The organism is Kitasatospora sp. NPDC059722, from assembly GCF_042733235.1.
Classification (GTDB): Bacteria; Actinomycetota; Actinomycetes; order Streptomycetales; family Streptomycetaceae; genus Kitasatospora.
The window spans coordinates 1-9,593 of the sequence record NZ_JBHWGD010000150.1 but is presented as its reverse complement, the minus strand read 5'-3'; the positions used below and the strand labels follow the sequence as shown (position 1 = coordinate 9,593).

The window sequence follows — 9,593 nt, the reverse complement described above, 5'->3', positions numbered from 1 at the left end:
TCACCCCGGCCGACGGCGACCGGCGCCCCGCGCACCGCCGCTGACAACACGGCGGGCAGGGTGTGGCCGCCCAGCGCCCCGGGGGAGCCGGCGGCCGGATCGATCGCGTAGTCATCGCTGTGGACGGACACCTTCGCTCCTGACGGGTCGCTGGGCGGCTGCGGCGGCCGTCCCCAGCCTGAATTGCGGAGGGGGCTCTCAGCCCGAGACGGCCGGGAAGGCCCTGGACGGCCGGCGCCGGCGCGCGGAGGCCGGCGGGTTCTGCAGCGGGAGCGCGGTGTCCAGCAGCGCGAGCAGCGGCCGGGCCTTGACCACCGTCTCGTCGAACTCGCCCTCGGCGTCGGACAGCGCGATGATCGCCCCGCCGACCCCGTAGCGCAGCCGCCCGCCGCTGAGCACGGCGGTGCGGATCACGATGCTCAGGTCGGCGGCGCCGCTGAGCGAGAAGTAGCCGATCGCGCCCGAGTAGATGCCGCGCGGCCCGTTCTCCAGCCGGTCGATGATCTGCATCGTGCGCAGCTTGGGCGTGCCCGTCATCGAGCCGCCGGGGAACGCCGACCGGACGCCGTCGACGGCGCTGCACTCCGGGCGCAGCCGGGCCCGCACGGTGCTGACGAGCTGGTGCACGGTGGCGTACGTCTCGACGTTGAACAGCGGGTCGGCGACGACGGAGCCGGTCCGGGCGCAGCGCCCGAGGTCGTGCCGCACGAGGTCGACGACCATGAGGTTCTCGGCCCGGTCCTTCTCGCTGGTGGCGAGGTCGGCGACGAGCAGGGAGTCCTCCTCGCGGGTGGCGCCGCGCGGCCGGGTGCCCTTGATGGGCTTGGACTCCATGAGGCCGTCCGGGCCGATCCGCAGGAAGCGCTCGGGGGAGGAGCTGAGTACGGCGAGGTCGCCGAAGGAGAGGAAGGCGGCGAACGGGGCCGGGCTGATCCGCCGCAGGGCGCGGTAGGCCTGCCAGGGGTCGAGGTCGGTGGGGGCGTCGATCATGTTGGTGAGGCAGACCTCGTAGGTCTCGCCGGCCGCGATCTCGTCCTGGCACGCGTCGATGAGCTTGAGGTAGGCGTCGCGGGGGTGGCGCAGCCGCAGCCGGGAGTCCTCGCCGGGCGGGGTGTGCGCGGGCGGGTCGGTGCGCGGGGCGGGCCCGGTGAGCAGGGCGGCGGTCTCGTCCAGCCAGGCGAGGGCGGCGTCGTCCCGGCCGTCCTCGGCGAGGGCGAGCAGGTGGGCGGCGCCGGTGTGGTGGTCGACGACGACGGCGCGGTCGGTGAAGACCATGACGGCGTCCGGGTCGGGCGAGCGGTGGGCGCGGTCGCCGCCGCACTCGGCCTTGAGCTCGTAGCCGAGGCAGCCGACCCATCCGAGCGCGAAGTCGAACGGCAGCTCGGGCACGTCGACGTCCAGCGTGCGCAGGTCCTCGTCGAGCCAGGCCAGGAACTCGCCCTCGATCACCTGCGCGGTGTCGCCGGCGGTGACCGTGACGGTGCCGCGCTGGACGTCGGCGGTGGCGACGCGGGCGAGCGGCCCGGCGGCGTTGCCCATCGCGGAGACGTGCCCGAGGCGGCCGCCGGGCAGGCTGCTGTCGAGCCAGAACGGGTGGCTGCCGCCGCGGAACACGCGGTCGAAGACGGTCTCGGCGTCCCACCCGGTCCCGACCTGCCGGGTCAGGACCGCGAGCCGGCGCGCGGGCGGCCGGGGCGCGGCGCTTACGGTGGCGGAGGCTTGTGGCGCGGAGGGTCGCGGTGCGGCGGCGGTGCGGCGGCGGCGTCCGTGCTGCTCGGTGAGGTCGCGGAAGTTGGACAGCAGCCGCTTGCCCGCCTCGGTGCCGATCGACTCGGGGTGGAACTGCACGCCCCACATGGGGAGTTCGCGGTGGCGCAGCGCCATCACCACGCCGTCGTCGGTGGCCCACGCGATCGGTTCGAGGGCGGGGGCCAGCGAGGTGACCGCGAGCGAGTGGTAGCGGACGACCTCCAGCGGGTTCGGCAGGTGGTGGAAGAGCCCGGTGCCGGTGTGGCGCACGGCCGACGTACGGCCGTGCCGGGGCGTGGGCGCCCGGCCCACGGTGGCGCCGTGCGCGAGGGCGAGGCCCTGGTGGCCGAGGCAGACGCCGAGGACGGGCAGCCGGCCCTCGCGGGCTATGCCCGCGCAGTGGCCGAAGTCCGCGGGGTTGTGCGGAGTGCCCGGCCCCGGTGAGAGCACGACGTTGTCGAACGCGTCGAGCAGTTCGGGCCGGAACGCCGGGTCGTCGTTGCTGATGACCTCAGGATCGCGGCCGTTGGCCTCGGCGAGGTAGTGGAAGAGGTTGTAGGTGAAGGAGTCGTAGTTGTCGACCAGGAGTGTGCGCATCAGGGGTCCTTGTCCGGGCCGGCGGTCCGTCAGCGGAGCGCGGCGAGTTCGGCGGAGATCTCCCGGAGCACCGCCGCCTGCTGGTCGGCGAGGAAGAAGTGACCGCCGGGCAGGACCTGGAGGCGGAAGTCACCGGCGGTGTGGGCCTGCCAGGCGCGGGCCTCGGCGATGGTGGTGCGCGGGTCGGCGTCGCCGGTGAGGGCGACGACCGGGCAGCCGAGCACGCGGTCGGTCCCGCACGTGTAGCGCTCGATGGCGCGGTAGTCGGCGCGGATCGCGGGCATCGCCATCCGCAGGATCTCCTCGTCCCCGAGCAGTTGGGCGTTGGTGCCGTTGAGCAGTTTGAGCTCGGCGATGACGCCGTCGTCGTCCCGCCGGTGCACCGTCTCGGTGCGGGTGGTGGACGGCGCGCGGCGGCCGGAGGCGATGACCGCCCCGGGCGCGTGGGTGCCCTTGTGCTCCAGCCGCCACGCGGTCTCGAACGCGAGGACGGCGCCCATGCTGTGGCCGAAGTACACGGTGGGCCGGTCGTCCAGGGTGAGCAGTTCCTCGGTGATCCGGTCGGCGAGGGTCGCGATGTCCTCGACGCAGGGCTCCAGGCGGCGGTCCTGCCGGCCGGGGTACTGCAGGGCGATCACCTCGGCCTCGGCGGACAGGGCCGCGGAGACGGGGTGGAAGAAGCTCGCGGAGCCGCCGGCGTGCGGGAAGCACACCAGGCGCACGGCGCGGCCCTCGCCCGGGTGGAAGCGGCGCAGCCACAGCGTGCTCGCGGTGCCGGGACTGGTCATGGGGGTCGGTCCTCTCTTTTCGGGCCCTGGACGGGCCCGGCCTCGCGGGGATCAGCCCCGGTGGACGGTGATGGCGCCGGACGGGCAGAGCGTGGCGGCGGTGTCGACCGCGTCGCGGTCCTCGGGGGCCACGGCGGGGTCGTGGAGCTCGACCACGCCGTCGTCGTCCTGGTCGAACACGGCCGGGGCGTTGAGCACGCACTGGCCCGCGCCGACGCAGCGGTCGGTGTCGACGGTGATGCGCATGAACGTCTTCTCCTGAAACGGTCGGGCGGGACGGGTGCTACCAGCGGACGGGCAGCGCGTGCAGGCCGCACAGCACGCCGTCGTACTTGAGTGGCAGGTCCTCGACGGGCACCGCGAGGCGCAGGCCGGGGATGCGCTCGAAGAGCCGGCGGTAGGCGATCTCCATCTCGATCCGGACCAGGTTCTGGCCCAGGCACTGGTGGACGCCGTAGCCGAACGCGACGTGGTGGCGCTCGGTGCGGGCCGGGTCGAACGCGTGCGGGCAGGAGAAGGCCTTCTCGTCGTGGTTGGCGGCGGCCACCAGCGGCACGATTCCCTCGCCGGCCCGCACCAGCTGCCCGGAGATCTCGACGTCCTCGACCGCGACCCGCAGCGAGACCAGGTCGGCCACCGAGTGGAAGCGCAGCGTCTCCTCGACCACCCGGTCGTCGCCGATCCACTCGGGATGCTGGAGGAGCGTCACCACGCCGAGCGCGATGTTGTTGGCCGTCGTCTCGTGCCCGGCGATGAGCAGGAGCATCAGCACGCCGGACATCTCGTGGGGCTCGATCGCGCCGGTGGCCAGCAGCCGGCTGATCAGGTCGTCGCCGGGCCACTTCTGCTTGATCGCCACCAACCGGTTGATGTAGCGCAGCAGTTCGCGCGAGGCGGTGTCGCGCTGCTGGTCGGTGGAGGCCTGGATCGCGACCAGGGTGCGGGTGCGGGACTCGAAGAAGTCCCGGTCCACCGGCGGCACGCCGAGCAGCGAGGAGATGACGAGCGAGGGGACGGGCAGCGCGAAGTCGGCCACCAGGTCGGCCTCGTCGCCGGCCGCCAGCATCGCGTCGATGCACCGGTCGACGGTCTGCTCGACCGCCGGCCGCAGCTCCCGCACCCGCCGGACAGTGAACTCCGGGATGAGCGCCTTGCGGAAGCGGTCGTGCTCGGGCGAGTCGAGGCCGACGAACCAGCCCGGGATCTGCTCCTGGCGGGGCACGCCCATCGTCTCGCTGACGTTGGGGAAGCCGGGGTGGTCCGGGTTGGAGCTGATCTTCTTGTTGGTGAGGACGGAGCGCACGTCCTCGTGCCGGGTGACCAGCCAGACCTTGCGGCCGTTCGGCAGGTAGGAGACCACCAGGCCCTGCCGGTCCCGGTAGTCCTGGTAGCGCGGCGGGGGGAAGGACTCGCCGGGCACGCGCAGCGGGAAGTCGACCACCGGCGGTTCGGCGCCCGTCGTGCCGCCGGACGTCACGTCGTCGGTGGGCACAGTATCGGGAGGCACAGTGTCCGGAGGTACCGTGCCGGGTGTCGCAGTGTCGGGCGTCATGGGTTCGGGTCTCCTCCGGCGGGCCGGTTCAGGACGCGCCGTAGAACGCGCGGACCGCGCCGATCACGCGGTCCTGGTCGGCGGGGGTCAGGTCGGTGTAGGTGGGCAGGTAGAGGCCGTCGGCGGCGAAGCGGGCCGCGTTGAGGCCGGGCCAGGCCGGGTCGAGGTAGCCGGGCTGACGGCTCATCGGCTGGAAGAACAGCCGGGTCTCGATCCCCTCGGCGGCGAGGAAGTCGCGCAGCTCGGCGCGGCGTTCGGCCCGCACGTCGTACATCCACAGCACGTCGCGGGGCGGCATGAGGGTGATCCCGGGGACGTCCTTGAGGCCCTGGTCGTAGCGCTGCTCGATCTCGCGGCGGGTGGCGAGGATCGCGTCGAGGCGCTCGGTCTGGGCGAGGGCGACGGCGGCCTGCATGGCCGTCATGCGGAAGTTGTAGGCGAGCTTCTTGTGGACGAAGCTGTGGTCGGTGGTGAAGGCCATGGCGCGCAGGTGGTCCAGCTGGGCAGCCAGGCGGGGGTCGTCGGTGAGGCAGATGCCGCCCTCGCCGGCCGTGATGATCTTGTTGGCGAACAGCGAGAAGCACGCGATGTCGCCGGTGGGGCGGATGCCGTGGGCCTCGGCCGAGTCCTCGACGACGCGCAGGTTGTACTGGTGCGCGATGTCCATGACGGCCGCCATGTCGCAGCGCCGGCCGTAGACGTGCACCGGCATGATCGCCTTGGTGCGCGGGGTGATCTTCTCCTCGATCCGCGCGACGTCGATGTTCAGGTCGTCCGCGCAGTCGACGAACACCGGGGTCGCGCCGGTGTAGGTGACGGCCCAGGCGGTGGCGATCATCGTGAACTCGGGGACGATCACCTCGTCGCCGGGGCCCACGCCGAGGGCGCGCAGCGCCAGGGTGAGCGCCGCGGTGCCGGAGGAACAGGCCACGCCGTGGGCGGAGCCGTTGTAGTCGGCGAAGGCCCGCTCGAAGCGCCGGACGTACGGGCCCTGGGAGGAGATCCAGCCGTCGCCGATCGTGCTCGTGACGTACTCCAGCTCGCGCCCGTCCAGGCTGGGCCGGGACACGGGGATGGTGAAGGGCATGAAAGGGTCCTCGCTCGGTGCGTTGGTCGAAGGGGGTGTCGCCGGGGGGGAAGGGTCAGGCGAGGGCGGGCAGGGCGAGCAGCAGGTCGGCCGCGGTGGTGCGGCCGCCGGCGGCGCGCTGCAGGGCGCCGATGCGCTCGGCGCGCTCGCGGAAGGAGCCGTCGCCGAGGACGCGGGTGAGCTTGTCGACGACGTCGGCCGGGTCGATGTCCTGCGGCCGGTCCAGGGTCAGGCTGATCCCGAAGTCCCGGCCGCGCACGGCCTGGTCGTAGCAGTCCACCCACAGCGGGCGCACCACCAGCGGCTTGCCGAAGTACACGCCCTCGTGGAAGCCGTTGCCGCCGCCGTGGGTGAAGAACACCCCGACCTTGGGGTGGGCCAGCACGTCCAGCTGCGACGGCAGCCAGCTCTCGATCCGCAGGTTGTCCGGGAGTTGCTCCTTCGGCGGCAGCAGGTGCTGCTGCTCGGCGGGCAGCCGCCACAGCACCTGGTGGCGCCCGTCCAGGCGGCGCGCCACCTCGACGAGCGCGGCCACCTGGGGCCGGGTCAGCCGGGTGATGGTGCCGAAGCCCATGTAGACCACCGAGGACTGCGCGTCGAGCCAGTCCATGACGCCGGTGTCGTCCGCGGCCCGCGTGGACTCCGGCAGCGGCGGCACCATCGCCCCGACCAGCTTGACCTTCCCCGGCATCTCGAACGGGTAGTCGAGCTCCCGCACGGAATTGCACAGCACCATTTCGGCCCGGTCGATCCGGGTCATCGGGCTGGGCTTGGGAAGCCCGAGTTCCTTGCGCAGCCGGGCGTCCTCGGAAAGCACCTTCCCCATGGCCGGGTTGAAGAAGAGCGCGAGCGTGCGCAGCTTGAACAGCCGGTTGGCCAGGCGCTGGCCGAAACCCATCGGGTACGGCAGGCCGGAATGCGGGACGGGGAAATCCTTGGGCGTGTACGAGCTGCCGAATGGGCTGTGCGAGGTGAGTACATTGCTCGGCAGGAACGGTACGCTGAGCACGAACGGAATGCCCCGGGTCAGGGCGAGGTCGACGGCGAAGGAGCTGACGCAGTCGATGACCATCAGGGCCGGATTGCACTTGTCCACCACGGCCGCGAGCCGACGGTATTTCTCGGCCTGCAGATCGGGCCGGTAGGACTGGTGGATGACGGCCCGGTGGGCGCGGAAGCGGTCCGGCTGGGTCACCTCGCGGTAGACCTCGTCGCTCCAGCTGACGGCCGACAGCTCGGAGAACACCTCACCGAGCGAGGCGAACTCCACCGCCGACCCGTCGGCGAGGGCCAGCACGTCGGCGCGCCGGGGCTCGTCGGTGGCGAACCAGAGGTCCGGCACGCCCCGGCGGGCCAGCTCACCGGCCAGCACCAGCAGCGGGTTGAGCAGTCCGCTCTCCGGCAGGCTGACGAACAGGATCGGACGCTGCGGGGCGGTCATCGGACTCCCTCGGGGCGGGACGGCTGGGGGTGCACCCCACCTTGGTCTCACGCCCCGCGCCGGGAATTCCTTAGTCCTGGCCGGGGCCGGCCCGGGGCCGGGGCCGATCGTCCTGGTGTGCGCGGGTTTGGACCGCGGCCCGGCGGTAAAGACAAACCAACGGGAGGTTCAACATTCCTTGGGGGATCCGGCCGCGCGCCGCGACGGGGAGGGCGGCCACCGGCCCGGACGGCGCGACGGCCTCGCGGCGGGGTCGCGACGGCCGGAAATCGTTCGGGCACCCGTGCTGTTCTTGACGGGTCCCATACATATTTGATCGTATGACCCGGGGTACTGTTGCACCTGTCAACCGCAATTGTCCTGCGGTCCGGGCGTGGTGTCGGAATAGCGGAATCGTCCGCGCTTGGGGGGTGAAGGTTCCGTGCTGCCTACGGCAGGAATTCCCGACCAGGGGAACATTCTCGGTCGCGCAGGTGAACTGGCGACGCTTTCCGGACACGCAGGGGCCGGCCGCCGCGGGAACGCCGGCTGCGTCGTCCTCACCGGCCCGGCCGGAATCGGGAAAACCCGGCTGCTCGCGGAGCTGCGGGCGGAATCCGCCCGGCACGGCGCGCTCGTCCTGCACGGCGAACGGCCGGACGGCACGGGCTACTCGGGCCTGCGCGCCCTCTTCGCCGAGAGCGGCGTGACACCGGACGCGACATCAGGCGCGACATCACCGGACGCGGCATCAGGCGTGACATCAGGTGACGAGGCATCGGGCGGCGCGGCACTGGCCGCACACCTGCCCCGGCCGCGGCACACGCGCTCCTTCGACCCCGCGGAGGCCTGCCCCGTCTTCCACGCCCTCTACCGCGCCGCGGCCCGCCTCATGACGGACCGTCCGCTCGTCCTCGCCCTCGACGACGCCGAGGCCTGCGACGAACACACCCTGCGCTGGCTGGACTTCCTGCTCCGGCGCTCCGCAGGACTCCCGCTGCTCGTCGCCCTCTCCCGCCGCGACGGCGCCCGCCCGGCCGCCCCCGCGGCCTGGCTCGACCTCACCGCGGACCCGTTCGTCAGCCCACTGCCGCTCGCCCCGCTCGACCGCGCCGCCGTCGCCGGGCTCGTCGGCCGGTGGTCGCCCGCCCCGGTCGAACCCGCCTTCGTCGACCGCCTCGCCGAGGTGTGCGGCGGCAACCCGCGCACCACGCTCCACGTCCTCGACGAACTGGGCGCCCTCGGCCACGGACCGGACGGCGTCGGCGCCGACCGCGTCGCCGAACTCGGCGCCCGCACCCTCGCCCGCGCCGTGCGCGCCGCACTCGACGCCGCACCCGCGACCGTCCGCGCCGCCGCGGCCGCCGTCGCGGTGCTCGGCACCGCCCGCACCGACCTCGTCGCCGCCCTCGCCGGCGTCCCCGGCCCCCGCGCCGACGAGACCGTCGCGATGCTCGGGGAATGCGGCGCGCTCACCGCCGGCGGCGACGTCCACCCGGCCGCGCGCACCGCCCTCCTCGCCCCCGGCGACGGCCGCCGGACCGCCGAACTGCACGCCAGGGCCGCCCTGTTGCTCAGCGACGCGGGCCGCCCGGCCGAACAGGTCGCCCGGCACCTGATGGAGGTCCCCGGCATCCCGCAGCCGTGGATGGCCGCCGTCCTGTGCGACGCCGCCACCGCCGCCGAGCAGCGCGGCGCCTTCGCCCTCGCCGCCGGCTACCTGCACCGCGCCCTGGACACCACCCCCGAGGACGACCGGCTGCGCCTGCGCCTGGCCGTCGCCCTCGCCCAGACCGACCCGCTCGCCGCCGTCCCGATGTTCCGCGCCGCCCTCGCCCTCGCCGCCGACCCCGCCGACCGGGCCCGGATCGCCGTCGAGTGCGCCATGGCCTGCCTCGCCGTGCCGCTCGCGCCGACCCACCGCGCCGAACTCGCCGAGGCCCTCGAACGCGCCCTCGACGGACCGGACGGCGACTGGGGCCCCCGCCTGCGCTGGCAGGTCCGCACCGCCCTGCTCGTCACCGGCCGCGGCCGGGCGTCGGCCGTCGCCACCGTCCCCGTGCCCCGCGCCACCGCGTTCACCGTGGCCCGCGACGACACCGCCAACGTCCAGGAGCAGGCCCTCGCCGCCCTGCGCGCCGCCCTCGCCGGGCACTCGCGCGAACTCGCCGTCGCGGCCGCCCGCCGGGCCGTCGCCGCCGCCGGTCCGTCCTGCCCCGGCTGGCCGCTGATCACCGCCGCGGCCGCCCTCGCCCTCGCCGACGAGACGGACGCCGCGACCGCCGCCCTCGACCGCGCCGTGCGCGGCGCCGGCCCGTGGGTCAACGGCCCGAAGACCAACGCCTGCACCTCGGCCGTGGTCGGCGTGCGGGTCATGCTGTCGCGGTGGCTGACCGCCCC

The 9,593-nt window shown here is 73.8% G+C and carries 7 protein-coding genes; 1 reads left to right on the top strand and 6 read right to left on the bottom strand.

All coding sequences use genetic code 11. The features are described 5' to 3' along the window. Window positions 1-198 precede the first annotated feature (198 nt). The 6 genes from pabB to ACFV4F_RS40535 form a co-directional block, all read right to left on the bottom strand. On the bottom strand, window positions 199-2,346 hold the full coding sequence (pabB, locus tag ACFV4F_RS40560) for an aminodeoxychorismate synthase component I (protein ID WP_380510549.1): 2,148 nt from the start codon (window positions 2,344-2,346) through the stop codon (window positions 199-201). 29 nt (window positions 2,347-2,375) lie between these two features. After that, window positions 2,376-3,134 carry a thioesterase II family protein gene (locus ACFV4F_RS40555; protein ID WP_380491511.1) on the bottom strand — a complete coding sequence of 253 codons (759 nt, stop codon included), beginning with the start codon at window positions 3,132-3,134 and terminating at the stop codon, window positions 2,376-2,378. Between the two features lie 51 nt (window positions 3,135-3,185). Continuing rightward, window positions 3,186-3,380: a ferredoxin gene (locus ACFV4F_RS40550; protein WP_380446397.1), complete on the bottom strand. Its 195-nt coding sequence runs from the start codon at window positions 3,378-3,380 to the stop codon at window positions 3,186-3,188. Between the two features lie 37 nt (window positions 3,381-3,417). Next, window positions 3,418-4,626 (bottom strand): cytochrome P450, encoded by a 1,209-nt coding sequence (locus tag ACFV4F_RS40545; RefSeq protein WP_380510547.1) that lies wholly within the window; start codon window positions 4,624-4,626, stop codon window positions 3,418-3,420. An 88-nt stretch (window positions 4,627-4,714) separates the two neighbouring features. Further along, on the bottom strand, window positions 4,715-5,773 hold the full coding sequence (locus ACFV4F_RS40540; protein ID WP_380510544.1) for a DegT/DnrJ/EryC1/StrS family aminotransferase: 1,059 nt from the start codon (window positions 5,771-5,773) through the stop codon (window positions 4,715-4,717). A gap of 55 nt (window positions 5,774-5,828) precedes the next feature. Further along, window positions 5,829-7,214 carry a glycosyltransferase gene (locus ACFV4F_RS40535; protein ID WP_380446394.1) on the bottom strand — a complete coding sequence of 462 codons (1,386 nt, stop codon included), beginning with the start codon at window positions 7,212-7,214 and terminating at the stop codon, window positions 5,829-5,831. Between the two features lie 421 nt (window positions 7,215-7,635). On the opposite strand from ACFV4F_RS40535, the gene ACFV4F_RS40530 reads away from it, so the two are divergent. Beyond that, the coding region (locus ACFV4F_RS40530; RefSeq protein WP_380510541.1) for an AAA family ATPase at window positions 7,636-9,593 on the top strand (1,958 nt) is incomplete at its 3' end.